The organism is Nitrospinota bacterium, from assembly GCA_027619975.1.
GTDB lineage: Bacteria > Nitrospinota > Nitrospinia > Nitrospinales > VA-1 > JADFGI01.
This window is the reverse complement of sequence record JAQCGX010000014.1, coordinates 17,501-40,694: the sequence shown is the minus strand read 5'-3', so window position 1 is coordinate 40,694 and position 23,194 is coordinate 17,501. Positions and strand designations below refer to the sequence as shown.

21 protein-coding genes, 2 rRNA genes and 1 pseudogene (1 of these 24 only partly in view) are annotated in these 23,194 nt (G+C 46.8%); 7 read left to right on the top strand and 17 right to left on the bottom strand.

The annotated features are described in order from the left end of the window. Window positions 1-8: 8 nt before the first annotated feature. From O3C58_06760 to O3C58_06750, 3 genes are all read right to left on the bottom strand, one after another. The gene (locus O3C58_06760; GenBank protein ID MDA0691554.1) at window positions 9-227 is read right to left on the bottom strand and encodes a DUF4911 domain-containing protein; all 219 of its coding nucleotides are present in this window, start codon (window positions 225-227) and stop codon (window positions 9-11) included. Beyond that, window positions 227-2,179: a tRNA uridine-5-carboxymethylaminomethyl(34) synthesis enzyme MnmG gene (gene mnmG, locus O3C58_06755; GenBank protein MDA0691553.1), complete on the bottom strand. Its 1,953-nt coding sequence runs from the start codon at window positions 2,177-2,179 to the stop codon at window positions 227-229. Before mnmG ends, O3C58_06760 begins: the two co-directional genes overlap by 1 nt. A 255-nt stretch (window positions 2,180-2,434) precedes the next feature. Further along, window positions 2,435-2,635, bottom strand: coding sequence for a cold-shock protein (locus O3C58_06750; GenBank protein ID MDA0691552.1), 201 nt, complete (start codon window positions 2,633-2,635; stop codon window positions 2,435-2,437). Between the two features lie 682 nt (window positions 2,636-3,317). On the opposite strand from O3C58_06750, the gene O3C58_06745 reads away from it, so the two are divergent. Next, entirely contained in the window at window positions 3,318-4,055 is a 738-nt protein-coding gene (locus tag O3C58_06745) for a tetratricopeptide repeat protein (protein ID MDA0691551.1), read from the top strand. A 49-nt stretch (window positions 4,056-4,104) separates the two neighbouring features. On the opposite strand, the gene O3C58_06740 is transcribed toward O3C58_06745, so the two are convergent. Beyond that, window positions 4,105-5,640 carry a glycosyltransferase family 39 protein gene (locus O3C58_06740; protein MDA0691550.1) on the bottom strand — a complete coding sequence of 512 codons (1,536 nt, stop codon included), beginning with the start codon at window positions 5,638-5,640 and terminating at the stop codon, window positions 4,105-4,107. Between the two features lie 179 nt (window positions 5,641-5,819). Here O3C58_06740 and O3C58_06735 point away from each other — a divergent pair, with 179 nt between their 5' ends. The 3 genes from O3C58_06735 to O3C58_06725 all read left to right on the top strand — a co-directional run bounded on the left by O3C58_06735 (window position 5,820) and on the right by O3C58_06725 (window position 10,460). Continuing rightward, a complete protein-coding gene (locus O3C58_06735; protein MDA0691549.1) occupies window positions 5,820-6,824 on the top strand; it encodes an NAD(P)-dependent alcohol dehydrogenase in 1,005 nt (334 codons plus the stop codon). Window positions 6,825-6,898: 74 nt separating this feature from the next. Beyond that, window positions 6,899-8,872, top strand: coding sequence for a tetratricopeptide repeat protein (locus O3C58_06730; protein MDA0691548.1), 1,974 nt, complete (start codon window positions 6,899-6,901; stop codon window positions 8,870-8,872). A 25-nt stretch (window positions 8,873-8,897) separates the two neighbouring features. Beyond that, window positions 8,898-10,460 (top strand): glycosyltransferase family 39 protein, encoded by a 1,563-nt coding sequence (locus O3C58_06725; protein MDA0691547.1) that lies wholly within the window; start codon window positions 8,898-8,900, stop codon window positions 10,458-10,460. A gap of 268 nt (window positions 10,461-10,728) precedes the next feature. Here O3C58_06725 and O3C58_06720 read toward each other — a convergent pair whose 3' ends face one another. From O3C58_06720 to O3C58_06710, 3 genes are all read right to left on the bottom strand, one after another. Beyond that, the gene (locus O3C58_06720; GenBank protein ID MDA0691546.1) at window positions 10,729-10,917 is read right to left on the bottom strand and encodes a hypothetical protein; all 189 of its coding nucleotides are present in this window, start codon (window positions 10,915-10,917) and stop codon (window positions 10,729-10,731) included. 217 nt (window positions 10,918-11,134) lie between these two features. Next, the gene (gene rpsU / locus O3C58_06715) at window positions 11,135-11,341 is read right to left on the bottom strand and encodes a 30S ribosomal protein S21 (GenBank protein ID MDA0691545.1); all 207 of its coding nucleotides are present in this window, start codon (window positions 11,339-11,341) and stop codon (window positions 11,135-11,137) included. A 20-nt stretch (window positions 11,342-11,361) separates the two neighbouring features. After that, on the bottom strand, window positions 11,362-11,541 hold the full coding sequence (locus O3C58_06710; protein ID MDA0691544.1) for a hypothetical protein: 180 nt from the start codon (window positions 11,539-11,541) through the stop codon (window positions 11,362-11,364). A 544-nt stretch (window positions 11,542-12,085) separates the two neighbouring features. Here O3C58_06710 and O3C58_06705 point away from each other — a divergent pair. Both O3C58_06705 and arsC read left to right on the top strand, forming a co-directional pair. Next, window positions 12,086-12,286 carry a cold-shock protein gene (locus O3C58_06705; GenBank protein MDA0691543.1) on the top strand — a complete coding sequence of 67 codons (201 nt, stop codon included), beginning with the start codon at window positions 12,086-12,088 and terminating at the stop codon, window positions 12,284-12,286. Between the two features lie 209 nt (window positions 12,287-12,495). Beyond that, window positions 12,496-12,843 (top strand): arsenate reductase (glutaredoxin), encoded by a 348-nt coding sequence (gene arsC / locus O3C58_06700; protein ID MDA0691542.1) that lies wholly within the window; start codon window positions 12,496-12,498, stop codon window positions 12,841-12,843. Window positions 12,844-12,865: 22 nt separating this feature from the next. Here arsC and O3C58_06695 read toward each other — a convergent pair whose 3' ends face one another. The 8 genes and pseudogenes from O3C58_06695 to O3C58_06660 form a co-directional block, all read right to left on the bottom strand. Next, window positions 12,866-13,666, bottom strand: a complete 801-nt coding sequence (locus O3C58_06695) for a sulfite exporter TauE/SafE family protein (GenBank protein MDA0691541.1) — start codon at window positions 13,664-13,666, stop codon at window positions 12,866-12,868. 3 nt (window positions 13,667-13,669) lie between these two features. Next, the gene (locus O3C58_06690; GenBank protein ID MDA0691540.1) at window positions 13,670-15,076 is read right to left on the bottom strand and encodes an MBL fold metallo-hydrolase; all 1,407 of its coding nucleotides are present in this window, start codon (window positions 15,074-15,076) and stop codon (window positions 13,670-13,672) included. A gap of 58 nt (window positions 15,077-15,134) precedes the next feature. Then, window positions 15,135-15,692 (bottom strand): rhodanese-like domain-containing protein, encoded by a 558-nt coding sequence (locus O3C58_06685; GenBank protein MDA0691539.1) that lies wholly within the window; start codon window positions 15,690-15,692, stop codon window positions 15,135-15,137. A 78-nt stretch (window positions 15,693-15,770) separates the two neighbouring features. Further along, window positions 15,771-16,076, bottom strand: coding sequence for a metalloregulator ArsR/SmtB family transcription factor (locus O3C58_06680; GenBank protein MDA0691538.1), 306 nt, complete (start codon window positions 16,074-16,076; stop codon window positions 15,771-15,773). Between the two features lie 234 nt (window positions 16,077-16,310). After that, on the bottom strand, window positions 16,311-16,736 hold the full coding sequence (locus tag O3C58_06675) for a HAMP domain-containing protein (protein ID MDA0691537.1): 426 nt from the start codon (window positions 16,734-16,736) through the stop codon (window positions 16,311-16,313). A gap of 37 nt (window positions 16,737-16,773) precedes the next feature. Continuing rightward, the gene (locus O3C58_06670; protein ID MDA0691536.1) at window positions 16,774-17,400 is read right to left on the bottom strand and encodes a hypothetical protein; all 627 of its coding nucleotides are present in this window, start codon (window positions 17,398-17,400) and stop codon (window positions 16,774-16,776) included. Between the two features lie 483 nt (window positions 17,401-17,883). Continuing rightward, on the bottom strand, window positions 17,884-19,476 hold the full coding sequence (locus O3C58_06665; protein MDA0691535.1) for a SulP family inorganic anion transporter: 1,593 nt from the start codon (window positions 19,474-19,476) through the stop codon (window positions 17,884-17,886). A gap of 237 nt (window positions 19,477-19,713) precedes the next feature. Beyond that, window positions 19,714-20,070 (bottom strand): annotated as a pseudogene (locus O3C58_06660) (SulP family inorganic anion transporter). 257 nt (window positions 20,071-20,327) lie between these two features. Between O3C58_06660 and O3C58_06655 the strand changes: the two are divergent. Further along, entirely contained in the window at window positions 20,328-21,218 is an 891-nt protein-coding gene (locus O3C58_06655) for a LysR family transcriptional regulator (GenBank protein ID MDA0691534.1), read from the top strand. Window positions 21,219-21,651: 433 nt separating this feature from the next. Here the strand turns inward: O3C58_06655 and rrf are convergent. After that, window positions 21,652-21,768, bottom strand: a 5S ribosomal RNA gene (gene rrf / locus O3C58_06650). A gap of 53 nt (window positions 21,769-21,821) precedes the next feature. Next, window positions 21,822-23,194 (bottom strand): 23S ribosomal RNA (locus O3C58_06645) (it continues 1,660 nt past the right edge of the window).

Sequence of the window (23,194 nt, the reverse complement as noted above, 5' to 3'; positions counted from 1 at the left end):
AGAGATGACTAAACCCGTTTGACAGGGATTTCCTTGGCCAAGCTGTCAAGCAAGTCTTGGGTTTCTTCAATAAAATCGGGGGAGATCATCAGTTCGATCAGCCCTTTGGATTGATCGAGGGTTCGGACCACCGCAAAGTCTTCGTAGGCGTCAAAAATACTGACGATGTAGGCGATGTCCTCCTTGTTCACCTCCAACAGCCACTGGATAGAATCGGTATGCGTCATCACACTTCTGTCAATTTGCTACTAAGCAGTTCAGGTTCATTTTCGGGTTTACCGTTGCCTTTGTTTTTATGCGTGCGGAAACGCTGTTCCAGAAGCACCATCAAGAGAGTGATTGAGGAAGGGGTGACGCCGGAAATGCGGGCGGCCTGCCCCAGGGTCATCGGGCGGATTTCTTTTAATTTCTGTTCCACTTCACGGGACAAACCGGGAATGCCCTGGTAGTCAAAATCCGCAGGGATGGCGTAGTTTTCCAGCTTTTTCTGTTTTGTCACCATCTGCTGTTGGCGGGCGATGAAGCCTTCATACTTGACCTGAATTTCCACCTGTTCGCCCACCAGCCTTGGAAGGGACGCACCATTGAAAGCCTGGATGATCTGGCCATAGGTGATTTCCGGTCGCCTCAGCAATCCACCCAAAGTCGTGGGCCGCTTTAAATCGGTGATGCCCAAACCCGCCAGTCGTGATAAATCCACTTTACTGGGAACGACGTTGGTGACGGTCAGCCGCTCGATCTCGCGGGCCACGCTGGCGTATTTCTCTATGCACCCTTCATGCTCGTCACGGGATATCAAGCCCAGCTCAAAACCCCGGCGCATCAAACGGTCATCGGCATTGTCCTGCCTCAAAATCAGGCGGTATTCGGCTCGCGATGTGAACATGCGGTAGGGTTCCTGCGTCCCCTTGGTCACCAGGTCGTCGATCAACACACCGATATAGCTTTCCATGCGCGTCAGAACCATCGGCGCACGATTCTGCACTTTCAAGGCGGCGTTGATACCGGCGACGATGCCCTGGCCCGCCGCCTCCTCGTAACCTGACGTGCCGTTGATCTGGCCTGCATGATAAAGCCCATTCACCAACTTGGTCTCAAGCGTTGGGAACAACTGGGTCGGCGGCACGAAATCGTATTCCACCGCATAACCGGGACGGACGATTTCGGCTTGTTCCAGCCCCGGAATGGTGCGCACCACCTGCCACTGCACTTCCTCGGCTAAACTGGTCGAAATGCCGTTGGGATATATCCAGTCGGTATCCAGCCCTTCGGGTTCCAGAAAAATATTGTGCGAGTTTTTATCGGGAAACTTGACGATCTTGTCTTCGATGGAGGGACAGTAACGCGGTCCCACGCCGTCTATGACGCCGCTGTATAGCGGTGACAAGTGCAGGTTTTTTTGGATCACTTCAGCTGTCTTTTCGTTGGTGGCGGTAAGATAACAAGGAACCTGCTCACGGACGATCGATGGCGTAGAAAAAGAAAACGGCCTGGGGTCGGCGTCACCCGGTTGAATCGTGCACCGGCTGAAATCAATACTCCCGCTCAAGAGACGGGGCGGCGTGCCGGTTTTTAATCGTCCGACCTGAAAGCCGGCGGCCAGAAACGATTCGGAAAGCCTGGTGGATGGTTTTTCTCCCACCCGTCCGGCGGGATGACTTGTCATCCCCACATGCATCTTGCCGTTTAAAAACGTGCCGGTGGTGATGACCACGGCGCTGGCGCTGAATTCTATTCCTGAAACTGTCTTCACGCCCTTGACGGTGCGGTCATCGATCAACAGTTCATCGACTTCTTCTTCAAGGATCTCCAATCGGGCCTGATTTTCCAGCACCCGGCGCATTTCGTTTTTATAAAGATTCTTGTCGGCCTGCGCTCGATACCCCTGAACAGCGGGCCCCTTGGAAGCGTTCAATACCCGAAACTGGATGCCGGTCTTGTCGATGACCTTGGCCATTTCCCCGCCCAAAGCGTCGATTTCACGCACGATGTGACCTTTGCCCACGCCGCCGATGGCCGGGTTGCAGGGCATGAGGGCGACCTTGCTCTTATCGAGCGTGATCAGCAGGGTGGCGCACCCCATGCGTGCCGCCGCCAGGGCCGCCTCGCATCCGGCGTGTCCGCCGCCAATGACTATGACATCGTAATGATTCATGGATTTAAAATTGGCCAAATTGATTAATCAATAGAATCCAGCATGATACAGCAGGCCGCGCGGACCGGTAAATAAAAATTGCGGGGCAATGCCCATTAATCCGGAACTTGAAATCCCAATATCCGCCCCGGCCCAGGCTTTTTTAAAGCGCTTCTTAGCCGCGCGGGTGGTTTTTAAGCGGGATTTACACTTGGAATAAGGAGGCGGAATCGCCTCTGACGAGGAAGAAGCTATGAATTCATAATCCCGGCAGAGCAAATTCCCTGCCGGGAATTTTGTTTACTTAGGCACGACCTTGGTGGCTTGAGGACCTTTTTGCCCTTGCACAATGTCAAATTCGACCGCCTGCCCTTCTCTTAAAGTTTTAAAACCATCGCCCTGGATCTCGGAAAAATGAACGAAACAATCTTTGCCCTCTTCCGTTTCGATAAAACCAAAACCCTTACTTTCATTAAACCATTTTACCGTTCCCATAGTCATGCTTGAAACACTCCTCTTCAACAAGGGAATCGCTCTATTCATGTTATGGAATAAGGCCTTCCCATTTTTAAAAAAGAGCCCTGAGAGTTCCAGGACCATATCCTCCGGGGGCTAACTTGAGACAAAAAAAATGCCAACCCGAAGGATGGCTGAAACCGAATTTTAATTTTGTCTTGCCTGAATCACGATGTCTTTCTTTCCCCACTGCCGCAACATAGATCAACCCGCCGATTAGGGGACAATAATTCCATGAATTCCCCCAAGTTGTCAACTTTTTCTGCAATATACTTGTAGGAAAACCACTTACCTTGAGTGAGTTCTCGAGGAACCGGAAAAACTATTATTTTAAGGAGAATAAAAATTGATCCCAAAATATGCCCTTAGGAGAGTAGGACAGAGGCCGCGAGTGATCGTGACCTCATTTTTTTGAAACGGGTTTTTAGGGCATTTCTAAAAATAGACTAAATGTTCCTAATCGTTAATTTAAGGAGATGGCTTTGTTTTAGTGGGACAGGCGACCTACCCTTAAATTTAAGGATAGGTCGCCCGTGCCACCGATATAAGAAATCCTCGTGCCATGTTCGATTTCCCGTAATAAACTAATTTTTAGAGGTATCCTTTAATTTGAAATCCACGGGATCTAATATAGTCTTAGGGTTTCATTAACCTAGGGAAAAACGCCGTGTTCAAATCTGCAAAATTTCAGACTGTCATTTTATGCCTTTTCCTGATCGTTGCCGGGTGCGGTGGGGGCAATGAATCGCCGGACAGCTCGGCAATTTCAGGCGGAGCGACAAACCCCAGCTCACTGACTGAGAACGCCGTGAAAAAACAGGAAATCGGTGCCTTTGAGGAAGCAATCAAACTTTTGCATCAGGCCTTGCAAATCGATCCTCAATTCGTTCCCGCCTATTATCGCAAAGGGTTGGTTTATGAGGAGTGGGACCAAAGACCAGAAGCCATCCAGGCTTATAAAAAGGTGCTTGAACTAGAAACCTCTCACGCAGGAGCCCGACTGGGGCTGGGCTCGGTTTATTCCAAATTAAACAGGAATGACCTCGCCATTCTGGAATACCAGCAGGTCGCCGCCCTGCGGCCAAACGACCCGGAATTGCTTTTCAAAATCGCCCTGCAATACTGGTATATCCAAAAGCTTCCGGAAGCTGCGGATCATTACCGCAAGGTGATTGCAATCAATGCCGATCATATGCAGGCGCATCTGAACCTGGCCAGTGTCTATGAGAAAATGAAAGACTGGGAACACGCCATCGAAGAAATCGAAATTGCCCGGACACTGGGTAAGAAAAACAAGGATGAGCAGGCGATCGCCATTGCCGAGAGGAAACTGCACTTCATAAAAGGCAGAATGCATTTGACGGCTAAAGACATGAACCGAAAAACTCAGCCGCCGTTTGAATAATTTCTGCGCCACCAGTTAGAAAATAAAAACCTGCCCCCTTTTTTTCCATTCACTCCAATTGTCTACGGCCCGACTCTTTTCCCTGCTCCCCGCTCTTTTGCAGATCTCGTATATCAATGATACGGATCACCGGATTAGAAAACGCGAAGGTCTTGTACGCGGGTTTTATCTCAACATAGGGATAGGTGAATAACCGCATATATTTTTTGTGGGTTTCATAGACATCCTTATTCTGCCAGGACCATTGGGAGCCAATAAAAAAACGTTCATAACTGAAACTACTTACAGCCAGGTAGGCGACCCCGGATTTTCTGGCTTCGAAAATATCTATCTCCGTGAGATAGCGCGTTTTCCAGTCTTTGCCGAGTGTATAGCGTTCCCCCCATGTTTCCCCCTGGGCTGAGTCTATCCATTGTTGCGCCTGCAGGCGGGTGTCGTCGATCAAATGGGAATCCAGTTGCCAGGTGTCATAAAGGGGTACCAAAAAGACCGCACCCGCCAGCGCCCAGGGAACGCCATGCACCATCGCTTTCCTGGAATATTCCGGCATCCACTGGCTGATTTTAGAAATGGCTTTGCAGGCAAAATAGATCAGCGCCGGCACGATGGGAATCATGTAGCGCATGAAGTCGGGAAAGGTTTTCATCGGGCTGATCTCATGAACAAAATAAAAAACCATTGTGTAAATGAACAAAAGTTTATCGACCACCACCGCTTGCTTCCACCGCCAGGTCGTGACCGCCAATCCACAAAGAGCCAGAAACGTGACGACAAGGGACATTCCCGGAATGAGGCTGTTGACGAGGTGGAACCCGAACCAGTGTTGAAAAGGATAGACATTCAGTGTGTGCCCGCTCACCACGTGACTGACTTCATCCGTTAACCCGGAGAAGAAAATGCCTGCGTTTAGAAAAAGAGGGTAGTTCACCAGCAGGAATACCGAGGCCATGACCGCCAGGCCGATGCGGAATTGCTTATAAAACCAGGTGCGATCTAAGTCGGGAAGCACTCTCGGAAATAAAAAATAAATTGGAATCAGCAATACCCCCTTGTATTGGGCGGACAAAGCCAGCCCCGTCGCCAGCCCCCATAGTAGAGTTGCAGCGGTTGTCCGTTCCCTTAACAGTTTCAGAAAACAAATGAGGGATAAAAAACTGCAGGCGGTAAAAATAATATCTTCTTTAAAATAGTGGGCATGAATGACCAGAATGGGTGACACCGCCACCGCCAAGGTTACAAGCAGGGCATAGTCTTTATCAAGACCCCGTCGGCTGAGCGCATAAATCAGCAAAACGATGAGCACACCCAATGATGCGGAGATCATTCGGCAAAGGATTAAGAGTCGATTGGAATCCTTGAGACCCACAACTTTGTTAATCACTCTCGCCGTCTGCAACATTAAGATGGGATGGCGGAAATCCTGCTGATCGGAAAGGACAAATTGAATCTTCTTCGCCTCATCTGCGTGATAAAAATCCGGAAAATTTATATTGTAAGTATTCAGAAAAGCCGACAACCCTAAAATCAACAGGAGCGCCAATGCGTGGAATTTGGAATCTGAAAATAATCTATTTAATGGATGCATCTATCCTCATCAGAGACGCCCTATTGAATGAATTCAAATAGCACCATAATACTCGGCGGCGAGAATTTTTTGAAATGAAATTCTAAAATTTCCACAAACCCTTTTCTAACCCGCCTTGGGAATATGTTACGTTAATCGAGATGGATAAAAGAACCCGTATCAGATAAGGAGTGATTCCCATGTCTATTCGCTGTTATGCGGCAAAGAATCCGAAAGAACGGCTGGAAACCTTCCAATACGAACCCAAACCCCTCGAGCGCCATGAAGTCGCGGTGAAGATTTCCCATTGCGGAATCTGCCACAGCGACATTCATCTGCTCGACAACGATTGGGGCATTACCAACTACCCGTTTGTACCTGGGCACGAAATCGTCGGAACCATCCAGGCCCTGGGAGCCGATGTGCAGGGGCTGAGTCAAGGAGAGAGAGTGGGCATCGGCTGGCAGAGGTCGGCCTGCCTGCGATGTGAATACTGCGTGCGCGGGCTCGAAAACCTGTGCCCGCAAATCAAGGATACCTGCGTTTTCAACCATGGCGGGTTTGCCGAATTCATCCATATAGACGGCAGGTTCGCTTTCCCTTTACCGGAGGCGCTGGATTCCGAAACCACCGCTCCCCTTTTGTGCGGTGGCGTGACGGTCTATTCCGCTTTGAACCATTACGGGGTGCGTCCGTCCATGAAGGTGGGCGTGATAGGAATCGGCGGACTGGGCCATCTGGCTCTGCAATTCGCCAATGCCATGGGGTGCGAGGTCACCGCCTTTTCCTCGACGCCGCAAAAGCAAGCCGAAGCCCGAGGGTTGGGAGCGCATCATTTCGTATTCGACGGTGATTCTCAAACCCTGGAAAAAGTAGCATCCACTCAGGACTTTATTCTTTCCACAGTTTCTGCCGACCTTAATTGGGAAAGCTATGTCGATGCCCTGCGGCCCGGCGGCAAGCTCTGTTTCGTGGGAGTGCCCAAGGAACCCATTAAAATTTCCGCCTTCAGCCTCATCGTGGGACAAAACTCCATTTGCGGAAACCCCATCGGCAGTCGAACGGATATTCGGGAAATGCTGGATTTCGCCGCCCTTCATAATATCAAAGCCTGCACGGAAGCCATGCCCATGTCTGAAGTCAATGCAGGACTCGACAGGGTGCGGGACAATCAGGTGCGTTACCGGGTGGTTCTCACAAATTGACCGGGAGGAGGACAGAACTTTTAACCGGGAAAGTTATTTTCCCATAAGTTCGACATCAATCGGGCGAGAGTCAATTGAGCAAACGAAACTTAATCTGTATTTTTTTAGTGACCGCGACGTTCGTCGTCTACTTGCAGATACTCGACCACGAGTTTCTCAACTATGATGACAATCAGTATGTGACAGAGAACCCGCAGGTGCAAACGGACTTCACCCGTGAAAGCATCTTTTGGGCCTTCACCGCCTCATACGCTTCCAACTGGCATCCGGTCACCTGGTTGTCGCACATGCTCGACTACCAGCTCTATGGGTTGAACCCCCGAGGGCATCACCTGACCAACCTGCTACTGCACACAGCCAACGCATTGCTGCTGTTTTTGGTTCTTGTTCGAATGACGGGTGCCGTTTGGCAGAGCGGTTTTGTCGCCGCGATGTTCACCCTCCATCCCTTGAATGTCGAGTCCGTAGCCTGGGTTGCGGAACGTAAAAATGTTCTCAGCACCCTTTTCTGGTTATTGACTTTATGGGCTTATATTCGCTACACAGAAAAATCCGGCATTAAAAGATACAGCCTGATTATTTTATTTTTTGCCCTGGGTCTCATGTCAAAACCCATGCTGGTCACCTTGCCGTTTGTCCTTCTTTTGATGGACTATTGGCCTTTGGGGCGATGGAGGCTGCAAGAGACAACAGCGACTCTCCCGGCCACGCAAACATCGAATGGGAACCAGAGATCGGGGGTTTTGCAATTGATCGGGGAGAAAATTCCGCTTCTCTTACTTGTCGTCGGTTCCTGTCTCACAACGATAAAGTTTCAGGAAAGTGGCGGCGCATTGGAATCGTTGCATTACAATTCGCTGTCATCACGGATCACGAACGCCCTGGTGTCCTACCTGGAATATATTAAACACATGTTATGTCCCAGGGAACTTGCAGTTTTCTATCCGCATCCGTTAGATGCCCTGCCAGTCTGGAAGGGGGTATTGTGCGGGATAGCGCTGGTGGGCATTACAATCTGGGTCGTGAGGCAAGTCTGCCAAGCGCCCTATCTTGCCGTTGGGTGGTTTTGGTATCTGGGAACTCTTATGCCAGTGATCGGACTGGTTCAGGTTGGGGAACAGGCGATGGCGGACCGCTACACTTATATTCCGCTCATCGGACTGTTCATCGCTGTTGCGTGGGGTTTGCCGGAGCTTTTGGCAAACTGGCGTTACAGAAACAGAGCCCTGTTCATTTCTACAGCCCTGTTAATTCCCGTTTTAATGACATTGACATGGCAACAAACGAGCCACTGGAAAAACAGCATCACCTTATTCAAACGTGCCGTTGCTGTGACGGACACGAAATACCCCGGCTTTGTCGTTGTCCATAACAATCTGGGAATCGCTCTCAGTCAGGAAAAGCAATTTCAAGAGGCCATTGCCAATTTTAGAGAAGCGATAAGGCTTCAACCCAACTATGCCGAAGCTCATAACAATCTTGCAAGCACTCTCGGCGATCAACGAAAATTCATAGAAGCCCTCGCGCATTTTCAGGAAGCATTGAGGCTCAAACCCAACTATGCCGAAGCTCATAACAACCTTGGAAATACGTTGAGTGCGATGATGAATTTTGAAAAGGCGGTGGCTCATTACAAGGAGGCGATCCGCATTCAACCCGACTATTCGGAAGCACATTTCAATCTTGGGAACACGTTAGGCAAGCAGAAGGAGTTTGAAAAAGCCATTGCTCACTATAAAGAAGCCATAAAACTTCAGCCGAAATTTTCCAGGGCCCATAACAATCTTGGCAGCACTCTCTTCCAGCAGGGGAAATTTACCGAGTCCATTTCGCATTTTGAAACCGCGATCGCCCTGGACCCCGGCTACGTTGAAGCCCATAACAATCTTGGCAGTGCTCTCGGCCAGCAAGGACAATTTGAAGAAGCACGCGCGCATTTCGACATGGCACTGGAGCTGGACCCTGGCTACAGTAACGCACATAAAAATCTCGCTGCGGTGCTATCTATTTTGGCAAAATCTAAAAACCCATCAGAGATTTCAAAGTAGATGTATTTTCGCGAACTATGACCCTATGAATACAAAGCCAAAACTCCTGAACAAAGAACTGCTGTTGTATCTTCTCGCAGGTATCGTGTTCTTTATTGTTTGTTTCATACGTCTGCGTTTCCTTGATGTTCCGCTGGAACGCGACGAAGGGGAATATGCCTATATGGGACAATTGCTGCTTCAGGGAAGTTTGCCTTACACGGAAGCCTACAGCATGAAGTTTCCCGGCATCCATTTTGTGTACGCCCTGATATTAGGAATTTTCGGGCAAACCCACGCCGCCATCCATTTCGCCCTGCTCATCACCAACCTCGCCACCTCCCTTTTGCTATTTTTGATCGGCAGGCGTTTGTTTGATGCCCCTGTCGGCATTGTCGCGGGGGCCTGTTTTCTGATTTTGACTTTGAGTCCGTCTGTCAAAGGGTTTTGGGCCAACACGGAACACTTTCTTCTACTCCCCGCCTTGGGCGGCCTGCTACTCCTGGGGATTGCGCTGGAGGAGGAAAACAAAAAACAATTGTTCACAAGCGGATTTTTGCTGGGGTGTGCGCTTCTCATCAAACAACACGGGAGCTTTTTTTTCCTGTTCGGATGCGTTGTTGTTGCCGGGGTGTATTTTAATAAACGGCCCACACGCTGGAAGGAACTTTTAATTGCAATCGGATTATTTGTAACCGGCGGGCTGATGCCATTTATGGTTACGGTTTTACTTTATTTCGTCACCGGCAACCTGGGTGCGTTCTGGTTCTGGACATTTGAATATGCATTTGAATATGCATCCATGCTTTCACTGAACCAGGGCATGGCCGCATTTCAATATGTGTTTATGCGAATTTTCCAGCCCAACTTCCCGATTCTATTATTATCATTGCTGGGGGTCGCATCGGTTGTCTGGAATAAAGAGATCCGATCCAAATGGTTTTTTGTTTGTGGTTTTTTGCTGTTCTCGTTTTTTGCCATCACCCCTGGTTTCTATTTCAGATCGCACTACTTTATCTTATTGATGCCGGCTCTTGCGCTGTTTGCGGGGGTGGGTGTTCGTTCAGTTTGGAGCAGGCATTCATCCTGGAGGACAGTGTTGTCACTTGGCATCGCAATAATTTCCCTTGGGGTTCCCTTTTTCAATCAGCAGGAAATTTTCTTCAAGCTGTCACCGGTTGAAGCCAGCCATACCATCTATAATGGGAACCCGTTTCCAGAATCCATTGAAGTGGCCAATTTCATCAATCAAAAAGCAGGTCCAAATGACGAGATCGCTATTTTAGGATCGGAACCGCAAATCTACTTTTACGCCAGGAGAAAGTCTGCCACGGGATATCTCTATATGTATCCCTTGATGGAGAAGCACGGCCAGGCCCACCTCATGCAGGAAAAGATGATCCGGAAAATAGAAAATTCCCAACCAAAATTCATAGTGCTTGTAGATGCGGCATTATCGTGGCTGATGCGGCCTGACTCCAGTCAATTGCTGACCCGCTGGTATCCGAAATATTTAGGAGAAAGATATCAACTTTCGGGAGTCGTCATGATTCCTTACAACAATCCTCGTGCCAAATCCAGGCTTCTGATTTTTGAGAGAAAAATATAAGAAATGAATTCGCCCCTCCCCTTGCGGGGAACGGAAAAGTATCGCCGATCCAATGATTATGGATGAAGCGGGGTTTAATCTGGATTATCGCGGTCTTACTGTAGCGAAGACTTTCTCTTTTGTTAGAAAGCGATTTACAAATTGCAACCGTCACGCGGTGGCCTGATTCGTCAATAACAACCACCCTCTTGCCAGCAGAATCTTCGGATGAAGTGCTTCACGGATAGCCGCCCCAGTTCATGCTACTTATCAACCGGGAACGGGAACTTTATATTTTAGCCAGAACCGTTTTCAATTTTTTAGCGGCGTCTTCATAGGCATGTTTCTCTCCATCTGCAAATTCTAACTTATAATTCTCACATTTTGAGGATGCAAATTTCCTGCGTTTTTCTGCCTCTTCAGCCAATTGCGTGAAATTGTCAATTAATTCTTGCACTACTTTTGAGGATTCTGTCAATTTTTACCGCCTTCCATATAAAGGTTGAGAAATGTGGGTGAATGTATCTCTTGGATTTTCACCTTAATGGTTCGCTTTTGTCTGACACCGAACAGTCAATAATTCTTCAGCCCATCGAATTGATGGCAATCAGCCGCGGCGCGCATCCTTGTCGAGAAATCGAAATTGCTGAAAGACTTACCGGAAAAATGGAATGATGCATTCGTCTATTCAATTTTCAGGTTTGCCATAAAGATTTTGCACGGCGATTGGCCGCTTTCCGTTTTTTCTTGGCCTCCTTAATCTTCAGCTTTTTCATGACGGAAGGCTTCATAAAAAACCGCCTGCGTTTAAGTTCTTTGAATAAACCTTCCTTGATGAGTTGGCGTTTTAAAACTTTTAACGCCTTCTCGACCTGATTTTGGTAAACGGTTACTTGAAGAATAAGACCCCCAGAATTAAAGTTTATAGTGTTCCAGCTTTGGGCTGGATTTTATCAGGTTTTGCTGCTGGCTTCCCCGTTCTTTTGTTTTTCAGGAAAAGATAGGGAGATTCCAATTGTTTGTTCGAGCGGATGTTCAACTGTTTTACCGAGATCACTTTTTTCAAATTCCCGGAACTGTCGTACACCTTAACTTCATGCATAAAATTACCTCGCTTTAACCTCTCTGTTCCCTGACGTAATTTGCAAAAAAAAGCCACCCCAAAAAGGAGTGGCGGAAATATATATTCCTTTACGATTTTTTGATGTCTTGCCTCGAGTGAACTCCCTGGAGCGAGATGTACTACAGGCTATCATGCATGGCTAAAGTTACAAACAAATTTTATAGTATTATTTTTAAATGCTGCTAAAATTGACCATGAAGCACAAAAAAAACAACCTAGTAGGCGTGTTCAGCAAATTATAATTTCCTGCTTAAAAATAAAGCTAGGACTTTTTTAGGATTCATGCTATCTTTACCTCGTGAAAAAGGGTTGTTAAGTTGCAGTGTAAGTTGATTCCTTCTAGTTTCACGCCTAGATTAAATCGACAAAAAATTTGGTCTCATGGACCAAAGAAAGTTTGGTTTTTTCTCCATGTGGTTCTCTAAAAGTCCTTGCATCAATCCAACCCAATTTAAAAAAAGGGAGAGTATTATCCAGAGTTTCTGGAAGTGCATTCCCGCTCAATTGTAGGAGAGTATTTATTATGGCAGTAGGAACAGTAAAATGGTTTAACGAGAGCAAGGGTTATGGATTCATTGAGTCCGAGAGCGGCAAAGATCTTTTTGTTCATTTCTCGGAGATTCAGGGAGACGGTTTTAAGACTCTCGCAGAGGGTCAGGCTGTTGAGTTTGAGGAAGGAATGGGCCAGAAAGGTCCTCAAGCCACTAAAGTAAAAGCTAAATAAGAACCTTCAGACATCGATCCCGCAGAATTTTGATTCTGTAGGAGTCTTCTAAGTTCCATATTTATGTAAAAGGGCTTAGCCAGAAGGCTAGGCCCTTTTTCTTTGCCTTAACAAACAAAAGCTACAGCCCGCTCACCTTCCAAAGCTGCGATTAATACACCTTAAAACAGACCCTGAATCATTAAATACAAAACCAAGAGAATTAAACCGTGGATATAATTATTTATCACAATCCCAGCTGCTCCAAATCCCGCCAGACTCTGGAATTGCTGAAAAAACACAGCATCACGCCGACTATCATCGAATATCTCAAAACCCCACCCCCTGTAGAAAAACTTAAAGAGATTCTTGCCCAACTTGGATTTAGCCCTCGTGACCTGATGCGCAAGAAAGAAGCCATCTATGCCGAATGTGAACTCGATAACCCGGCTTTATCCGATGACGACCTGATCGAATTCATGATCAAGCACCCCATTCTGATCGAACGGCCCCTCGTGCTTGCCAACGGCAAAGCCGCTATCGGTCGACCTCCTGAACAGGTGTTGGAAATTCTTTAACTGTGATATTGAGGAGAAGAGATTACGAAAGTATTTTGCTCACGATGAATAGCGCAACAACTACGATGCCTGCCGCAAACACCTTCTGAAGCAGGGAACCGGATATCCGTTTGGACACCAGGTGACTGAGAACCAAACCCAGTATCCCTCCGAACACAAACAAACCAGTCACTTCCAGTGATATTTCCCGGCCAGCCAGGAAATGAGATGATACCCCGGAAATACTGATCAACACGATTACGAATAGCGAAGTTCCAACAGCGCGATGAATCGGCATGCCACTAAACATTACAAGCGCCGGCACGATCACAATTCCACCGCCTACGCCGAACATGCCTGCCAGGAAACCGGTCGCCAGCCCTGCAAGCAGAAGAAGCAGGGCGCATCGAGACGTGAATTTCAGTTTGCCACTTTCCTCACGCTGGCATGTTGAGGGATTGAGTTGGGAATCATTCTTTATCTCCCTGGATGATTCACGCCACATTCTCCAGGCGAGAAACAGCATCAATACTGTAAACAACGTTAATAAAATAGCTTCAGAAATTTTTCCCGCCAGCCAGATGCCAACGGGAACTCCGATCATCCCGGCGATGGCAAATAAAATACCCGTTCCAAACTCTACTTCCCCAGCTCTTATTCGCTGTACCAGGCCAATCAACGCCGTTGCCCCAACCACTGCTAGAGATATCCCAAAAGCCTCGCGTGGCTCTATCGACAGACCGTAAACCAAAAGCGGAACGGCCAATAAAGAACCACCACCGCCTGTCAGACCGAGGGAAAAACCCACGAACGAACCAAATAAAATGCTGAGTGCGTAATACATTGGTCAACCTTGAACCTTCTTGGCTGCTATTGTACTGGACCGTTTTGCTGCGACCCAGGCTTGATAACCGCCCACCAGATCAAAAACGTTGCTCCGTCCTTCCTTTTCCAGCAGGCTTGCGGCAATCATGGACCGGTAACCACCCTGACAATGAACAATCACATGGCCGGACGCGGGCACTTCTGCGATACGATCCGCCAAATGATTGAGAGGAATGTTAATACTGCCTTCGATATGCCCGCCGTTCCATTCGTTCTCATTGCGAATATCGAGAATCGTGGTTTGGCCTTCCAGCTCATCTATGGCGGCGACCGGGATTTGTTGAGTGAGTGAAATCAGATCGCCCCGGTCCTTCAGGGATTCCATTCCATCCTTGAGATAGCCTTTGACATTATGAAAACCAATTCGGCCCAGACGCATCACGGCTTCCTCAGCCCGATTGGGCTCAGCGACGATAACAACAGGAACATCCTTATTCAACAAAGTACCGGCCCAGGTGGCGAACCGTCCGTCGATGCCAATGTTAATGGCTCCGTGAAGATGCGCCCTGGCAAAGTCCGCCACCATGCGAATATCAACAATCTGGGCTCCGGATTTTTGTAGAGAAAGAACCGTATCCAGATCAAGCGCTTGCATTGATTCCTGCATCGATGCGTCCAGGTTCGGACGCTCCTGCCGGTTCAGATTGGCGTCATACCCGAAGTAAGCCGGGGCCTCCGGTTGATCTGCTGAGATCATTTTAATGAAATCTTCCCGGGTCATGGGTTGCAGGGCGTAATTATGCAGTCTCTGTTCCCCGAGGGTTGATACCGCTTCGTCACTCAATGCCTTACCGCACATCGACCCTGCCCCGTGGGCCGGATAGACGAGGGTTTTATCTGGCAATTTCAGAATTTTGTTCTGCAAAGAGTCGTAGAGCATTTCCGCTAATTCATGAGCAGATACGCCAATGGAGGCAAACAGATCCGGACGCCCCACATCTCCCAGGAACAACGTGTCACCCGTAAAAATGGCATGGGGATTCCTGGGGTCTGTGGCTTTGTCAAAAGCGAGTAACGTGATTCCTTCTGGCGTGTGACCAGGTGTTTCCATCGCTTCCAGTCGAACGTCACCGAGTTCAATGACACTGCCGTCGCCAAGCGGTTCAAAGTCAAACTCGGCGCTGGCACGAGCTCCAAGGTAAATACGGGCGCCCACTTTGTCCCGAAGCTCGATATGTCCGGCAATAAAATCCGCGTGAAAATGGGTCAGAACCACGTGCTTTATTTCAAATCCATGCTGACGAGCGTCCTCGACGTAAATGTCGATATCTCGCCTGGGGTCGATCACCACAGCCACTTTGGTCTTTTCATCGGCCACCATATAAGATGCGTGGGATAAACATTCCAGGTAATAGCGTTGAAGAAACATTGTTTTGCTCCTTTTTATTTTCTCATTCATTCTGAGATTTTTTACTAATTCCATCAGCTCAGTCCGAGCATTGGCCGTTTTCACATTCCGGTGAAACTTGATTCCAAGGCATTTTCGCCAGCATCATTCCCATGGCGCAACTATCGGTGATTCCCGCAAATACAAGTCCTGCTCCCACAATGGCTGAAATACCAGTGAAAGCCGGATGAAAGATCCAGCCGAACATCACACCTGTGAGCACAAGAATTCCGGCAGTTATTCGGACTTGTCGTTCGAGTGATAAAACCTTTTCACCACGAACTACGGGCAATCCGGCCTCTTGCCAAGCCTGTGTACCTCCTTCGACGGTTACTACTTTAGAATGACCCATAGCATAAAACATCTCACACGCCTTTTGCGCACGGTTCCCTGATTGACAAATGATGTAGAGCGGAGTTTCTCGGGAACCGTTTCTGGACTCCATAATCATGTGTGGATCAAGCGAATCGAGCGGCACATTTCGAGCAAACTTTGCATGGCACTCACGATACTCTGCCGGTGAGCGAACATCAATCAGCTCTAAAGGCTGGCCACTTTTTCTCAATTTCTCGAACTTTTGAGGAGTGATCGTTGAAATATTTTTATTCACTGTATTCTCCATTATATCGTTATATCTTTATATCTAAATTTTACGATGCATTAAGCAAAAAGAAGCCTACCCAAACTGATTCTCAATGCAGTTCATGATGCTTTCTAAATGCGGTTCTGCGATCTCGTAATAGTTTCGCCTTCCATCCCGTTGACTTGAAAGCAAACCACAACGCTGCATCAATCGAAGGTGCTCAGACGCCATATGACTTGGGATATTGCAAGCATCGGCCAGCTCACCAACCGTGTAACGGCCTTGGAGTAACATCTGCACCATCCGCAACCGGTGGGGGTGAGCAAGCGTCTTGAGACACTCTGCCGCTTGCCCCAGAACTGCAAGATCAATGAGTTTTGTTTTTTTGTTTGTCTTCACAGTAGGCACTCTCACTTTCTTTTAATACAATTAAATCGTAACATAACGATATGTCAACAAAAAGAGGCGCACTTAATCTGGAAACTCTAAAAATTAGCATTTTAGAAAAATGGATTGAAAAAAGGTAAGGTGAGGAGTTTAGATGATACCTTTATCTATGATTTGAAGTAGCCCGATTGTAATCGTGCTCTGAAATTCTATTTGATTTCTTTTATCCTTCCTGCAAATCCCAAGTCAATCTTTTGAATGTGGTTTCTCTTCCTGCAACCGGTCCAAAAGTTGGTTGAAACTTTGGCTCAGGGTACCCAATTCATTTTGAGAAGTAACTGGCAGGCGTTTCCCCTTAAAATTTCCATGCGCGAGTTCATCTGCCAACTTACAAATCTCCAGGAGGGGCTCGCTGATCGAACGAGAGATGTTTGCGCACAATACGCCGCTGATCAGTGCCGCCGTAATAAATAATGCCACCAAAAGAACGATCAGGAAATGAGTTCTGGTGGAAATTTCTTCAACATCATTTTCCAGTAATCGTTCCTGAACCGCAGTCATATCATTCAAGAGTTCTTTAATTCGGAATGCGATGGGTGCGGCCTGGGTACTCACCAAATGATTGGCCAGGTTCCACTCCTCTCCAGATCGGATACGGATAATATCTGCCAATAAAGGGCCCAGTTGACTGAGGGAAATTTGCAGTTTTTTAAAAATCTCTTATCTGCTCTTTGGTCAGGGTTTGTTCATTCTTCTGTAACGTCTCCATCTGTTCCACATTTTTTTTCCAATTTTCCTGGGATTCCCTTTTGAATTCCTGTTTTCCTGACAATAAAAATTCATCGGCTCTTTCCAAAGCCAGACTGGTTGTAGTTTCGATATTGGCGAGTATTTCTACCAGCCGTTTGCGTTGGGGGGTCGTTTGGACTTTCATTTCCAACGCGATCATATCAGAGACTAGCGCCACTATGGATTTTTCCAGGGGCTCAGCGGTCTCGAACAGGATTTTCCGTGCAGGGAAATTTTCCGGAGTTTGGGCAATGTCTTCAGTTTTCTGTTGGACCGTTATAAAGTTATTGATTTCTTCTTCGATAGATTTCAAACGAGTTTTATTTTCTAGATCTGTCCAGTTAGGAGCAAGCCCATGCATCGCCTTTAAAGATGGATTGATCTGCTCTTCCCACGCAATGGTTCGTTCTTCTTTGAACTTTGGATCACCTAGAAGAATCCAGCCACGCAGAGAAGCCAGCGAATGGTTGATACCATTTAACATCATAAGACTGGCGTGAGCCGTGGGAGTTCGAAGGTCGACAACCCTCTTAGTGGTTATCTCCATGGTTCTCACTTGTTAAATGGTGAGCAAAACCACTCCCATTAGAATTAAGGTGATGACACCAAAACCCAAACCTACTTTTTTCCCTATTGTGATATCTCTAAAGTTTAGCATCTCAACTCCCTAAAATAACTGCCCTGAAAACCACCAAACCCAATCTCCCGTCAAACCCTTCGCAGAAGCGAAATGCAGAGAAAAGGACATTTTATACTAACATAGTAAAACTTAAAGTCTGTTCAGGAACGATTACTGGAAAAGATGTTGAAGAAATTTCCACCAGAACTCATTTCCTGATCGTTCTCTTGGTCGCATTGTTCTATTCGGTCGCACTGATCAGCGGCGTAATGTGCGCAAACATCTCTCGTTCGATCAGCGAGCCCCTCCTGGAGATTTGAAAGTTGGCAAGCGACTTGTAGCAAAAAAATAAAAGGGACCTTTGGGAATCACGACATCATATCTTTAGCATTTACTTTCCAAAAATTAGAATCACTCATCGATGGATGTCTTTTTGGCTCGCACTGACAACTCAAGACCGTTTTCCTTGAATTTCTTTTTCCATTCGTCAATCTTAGACATGACCCTACGGTCAACGAGTTGCGTTTCGGTAATATCCAGGGTGACCCGCTTCCCATCTTCAAAGAAACGTTGAAGTTGTTTTCGTAGAGGAATCCACGAACTAAAAACTATGGGGCCTCGTAAAAAAACCGTGATTGACTGATCCCTTTCAGGAATGATCTTGGCATTCAATCTAAAGATGGAGCCCCCACGAATAAAATGGATGATAACCCTGACTCCAATCCCAATTGCTAATCCCTTCAAAAGATCCGTAGCAAGTACACCGAAAATGGTCGATATAAAAATAATAAACTGGTCTTTTCCCTCACGATATATAGATATAAACTCATGAGGAGAGGCCAGGCGAAATCCTGTGATGACCAATAACGCTGCCAATGCAGCTAGGGGGATTTGATTAATGATTCCTGGGATCAAGGCAACGCAGATGAGCAAAAACATCCCGTGGTAAAAATTGGCAAACCGGGTTTTGGCTCCATTGTCAATATTGGCTTTACTTCGAACAATTTCAGAAATCATTGGCAATCCACCAATGAAAGCCGACAGGGTATTAGCTGTACCGGTGGCTAACAGGTCTCTATCCAGATTTGTTTTTCGACCCCACGGATCGATCTCATCAATAGCCTTTGCACTTAAAATGCCTTCCAAACTTCCAATGATCGCAAATAAAACCGTGTATTTAATTCCTGTCTCCGTGGTTACTCCAGAAAAATCCGGAAAGGCCATGGCATTCAGTAAATTAACTGGAACATTGACTAAAAAACTTGGACCTAATTCGTAAATTTGGTTATTGAACGTATAAGACCCCTCCAGGCCAATTCCCAAAAATATTCCCATTGGAACAATTATCAATAACATCATCATGGGTGCAGGAATAATTTTCAATTTGGGATTTGTTATATAGTTATAACCGACCACAAGGGCAAGACCCATAATTCCAATAAACCCAACTTTGGGATTCATGTTTAATATAAAGGAAGGAATACCAGCGAGTAATTCTAAAGGAGGGCCTTGTGGATTCAACCCCATCAATACAGGAAATTGTTTTGCGATAATGATAATTCCAATGGAGGCCAGTAAACCGTGAATCGCCGCCTTAGGGAAAAGCTTTACAAGGATTCCTACGCGAAAAAACCCCATTATAATTTGATATACCCCCGCCACAACCCCAACACCTAGTGCCAAGCGATACGCCTGATAGTCCTGCACAGGGTCCACCCCTCCCGTATAACCAAAATCCCTTACGCAACCCAATGCAATAACAATCAAACCGGCAGCAGGTCCTTTAATCGTAAGCTCTGAATTGCTAAGGAAGGTGGCAACTAATCCGCCAATAATGGCAGTAAAGATGCCAGACACCGCGGGATATCCTGAAGCCAGAGAAATTCCCAAGCACAGCGGCAGTGCAATAAGAAAAACTAAAAAGCCAGAAAGGATATCGCTTTTGGCATGGGTTTTAAACCCATGAAGATTCCCCTTGGGAATTTCAGTAGCGTCGGAGGACATACTCATGGATATTGTTTCCTTTATTGTATGTTTTAAAACTAATCCGCACTGGAAACACTCCCAGTTTGATGATTGTGGCCTAAAAAATGTGAGAAGTTAAGAGGCTTTTTTATTATTTTTCCTTTGAAAAAAATTAGTCGAGGAAAATTGTTATTGTTTGAAGACGTACACGGCCATCTTTGATTCTCTCTTTTTGGGAAGTTAAACCCCAATCGGTGATAGGAACTCCTTTATTGTTAAGAACCGCACCAGCTTGCACAGACCAAAGACAACCAACAGCGCCCCGGCGATGAAGAAAATCGTAATGATGACGCCAAAGCCCTTTTCCAGACTTCCTGTACTTTCGATGGCGGTGAGGATCACCAGGCTGGACACCACCGTCATCGGTCCCGTAGGACCACTGATTTGTGTGCGGGTACCACCAAAGATCGCTGCGAAAATACCCAGTCCAATGGCGCCATAGAGACCCGCAATGGCACCCATTCCGGATTGCACCCCAAAGGCCAGAGCCAGAGGAAGCGCCACAATTCCGGCAGTGACGCCGCCAAAAAGATCACCTCTTAAATTCGATGTATCGTAAGGAATCCATCTCACTAGACGCACCTTTTCATAAACCTATGGACCAGGGCAAATTGCCTTAAAAATTTGTCATCCAGGCTTGAATAAACAAATCACTGGTTATTATTTTCTGTGTGATCTTAATTCTTCTTATCTCAAGTTACGCACAAAAAAAGAATTGTTTTATATTTCCAAAGTGACAATAAAATAGTATTCTAAAATTAGAATAATATAAATTTGATATTATAAAACAAAGAGTTTGTTTTTTCAAAACGTAAAGAGGGATTAAAAATATGACTTGGCTGAACTATCACCACCTCTATTACTTTTGGATTACCGCAAAAGAAGGAAGTATCAGTAGCGCATCGAGGATGCTGAGAGTCGGACAACCGACTATCAGCACCTCAATCAAAAATTTAGAAGAGTCTTTAAATCAAAGCCTGTTTAACCGAAAGGGGCGAGGTCTTCACCTTACGGAAGCTGGAAAGGTTGTTTTGGATTATGCCAATCAAATATTCTCCCTGGGCAACGAACTTGTGGAGGTGATAGCGGATAAAACTTTTTCTAAACGAACTCACGTTCACTTTGGGGCTCTGGATAGCGTGCCTAAAAGTCTCGTTCAATCACTGATCCACTCTGCGCAAAAAATTGCACCCTGCACAATTACCGTTCTCGAAGGAGGAGGAGGAGATTATCTATTCAAAGAACTTCAAGCGCATCGAATCGATCTGGTTATCTCAAATTTTCCACCCACCATTGGCGACTCAAAACAATATTTCTCCCGGCTTTTAGCAAAAATTCCTATTACAGTTTTTTCAACAAAAAAATATCAGCCCTTGAAACGGAATTTCCCAGCATCACTCCAGGACCAGCCGTTCATCATGCCATCACTCCATAGCAAACTTCGCCATGATCTGAACCACTTTTTTCAAATCAATAAGGTTACCATCGATGTGATCATCGAAACTCAGGATACCAGCATTCAAAAAATACTTGGAATCGAGGGAATGGGTTTGGTTCCCTTGCCGGATTTTGCCGGCAAGGAACTTGTCAAAGAGGGTAAACTCATTAAAATTGGGAGCCTGCAAGGGATAACAGAGGATTTTTGGCTGATTTCAAGTCCCCGAAAATTTTCTAATCCGATTGCCGAGACCTTGATGAAAAATTTTGACTGGAAAATTTAACGAAGAGAATCAGAAGGTTGGGCCGGGATTCTCGCAAAAGTGGGACTCTAACAGGTTGCTGAATAACTATTTTCGCTACCCACAACTGTCACATTGATCCAGCGACATTCGACAGGCTCAGCATGACAACAGTGGTACTCCTCGTGTTAAGGACTATTCTATTCTTCCCTCTCATTTATCAAAATATTTATTATTTTCATTTCATTAATATTGCTGAAATTAATTAGATGAACTTATATGTATTCTATCGTTGTTCACTTGTTAATTTGCAGGGGGAAGAGTAGGGGGAAGTGGGGATTTGATTATTGGGAATGGTGGATAATTGGGGAGGGTTTTTTTGGCAGGTAACGTATAGCAGGGGAGGGGTGCAGAGTGTTTTGCTGGGAGATACAGGCAATAAAAAAGCCGCCTTTCGGCGGCTTTAAGTAATTAATCCCGGCCTCGTCCTACTCTCCCACACAGCTACCCGTGCAGTACCATCGGCGCTGAAAGACTTAACTTCCGTGTTCGGAATGGGAACGGGTGTGGCCCTTTCGCTATCGAGACCGAGAAAATCGGTATTTGGAGCAATTGAATTCGTTTGAAGTAAACTGAGGAAAATAAAAGGTCAAGCCTCTCGACTAATTAGTACCGGTTAGCTAAACACATTGCTGTGCGTACACATCCGGCCTATCAACCTTGTAGTCTTCAAGGAGTCTTATGTCTTCCCGAAGGAAGAAGGGATATCTAATTTTGGAGTTGGCTTCCCGCTTAGATGCTTTCAGCGGTTATCCGTTCCGAACGTAGCTACCTGGCAATGCAATTGGCATCACAACCAGAACACTAGAGGTTCGTCCATTCCGGTCCTCTCGTACTAGGAACAGATCTCCTCAAATATCCAACACCCACGACGGATAGGGACCAAACTGTCTCACGACGTTTTAAACCCAGCTCGCGTACCGCTTTAATGGGCGAACAGACCAACCCTTGGGACCTGCTTCAGCCCCAGGATGCGGTGAGCCGACATCGAGGTGCCAAACCGCCCCGTCGATATGGACTCTTGGGGGCGATAAGCCTGTTATCCCCGGCGTACCTTTTATCCGTTGAGCGATGGCCCTTCCATCTGGAACCACCGGATCACTAAGACCTACTTTCGTACCTGCTCGACTTGTGAGTCTTGCAGTCAAGCTCTCTTATGCCTTTACACTCGATGGCTGGTTTCCAATCAGCCTGAGAGAACCTTCGCGCGCCTCCGTTACATTTTAGGAGGCGACCGCCCCAGTCAAACTACCCGCCTGACATTGTCCCTGATCCGGATTCACGGAATCGAGGTTAGAATAGCAGTGTAATAAGGGTGGTATTTCAAGGTTGACTCCACCACGGCTAGCGCCGCAGCTTCAAAGTCTCCCACCTATCCTACACATACTAAACCGATATTCAATATCAGGTTGTAGTAAAGGTGCACGGGGTCTTTCCGTCCTGTCGCGGGAAACCGGCATCTTCACCGGTATGTCAATTTCACTGAGTCTCTGGTTGAGACAGTGTAGCCATCGTTACGCCATTCGTGCAGGTCGGAACTTACCCGACAAGGAATTTCGCTACCTTAGGACCGTTATAGTTACGGCCGCCGTTTACCGGGGCTTCAATTCGGAGCTTCGTCCGAGGACTAACCCCTCCTTTTAACCTTCCGGCACCGGGCAGGCGTCAGACCCTATACATCGTCTTGCGACTTCGCAGAGTCCTATGTTTTTAGTAAACAGTCGCGGCTACCTGGTCACTGCAACCTCCTTCAGCTCCAGAAGCAAGTTCTTTCACCTAATAGAGGCACTCCTTATCCCGAAGTTACGGAGTTAATTTGCCGAGTTCCTTAACCAGAGTTCTCTCAAGCGCCTTAGTATTCTCTACTCATCCACCTGAGTTGGTTTGCAGTACGGTCGGCTGAACCACTCACTAGAGGTTTTTCTTGGAAGCATGGGATCATTTAGTTCGCTTTTCCC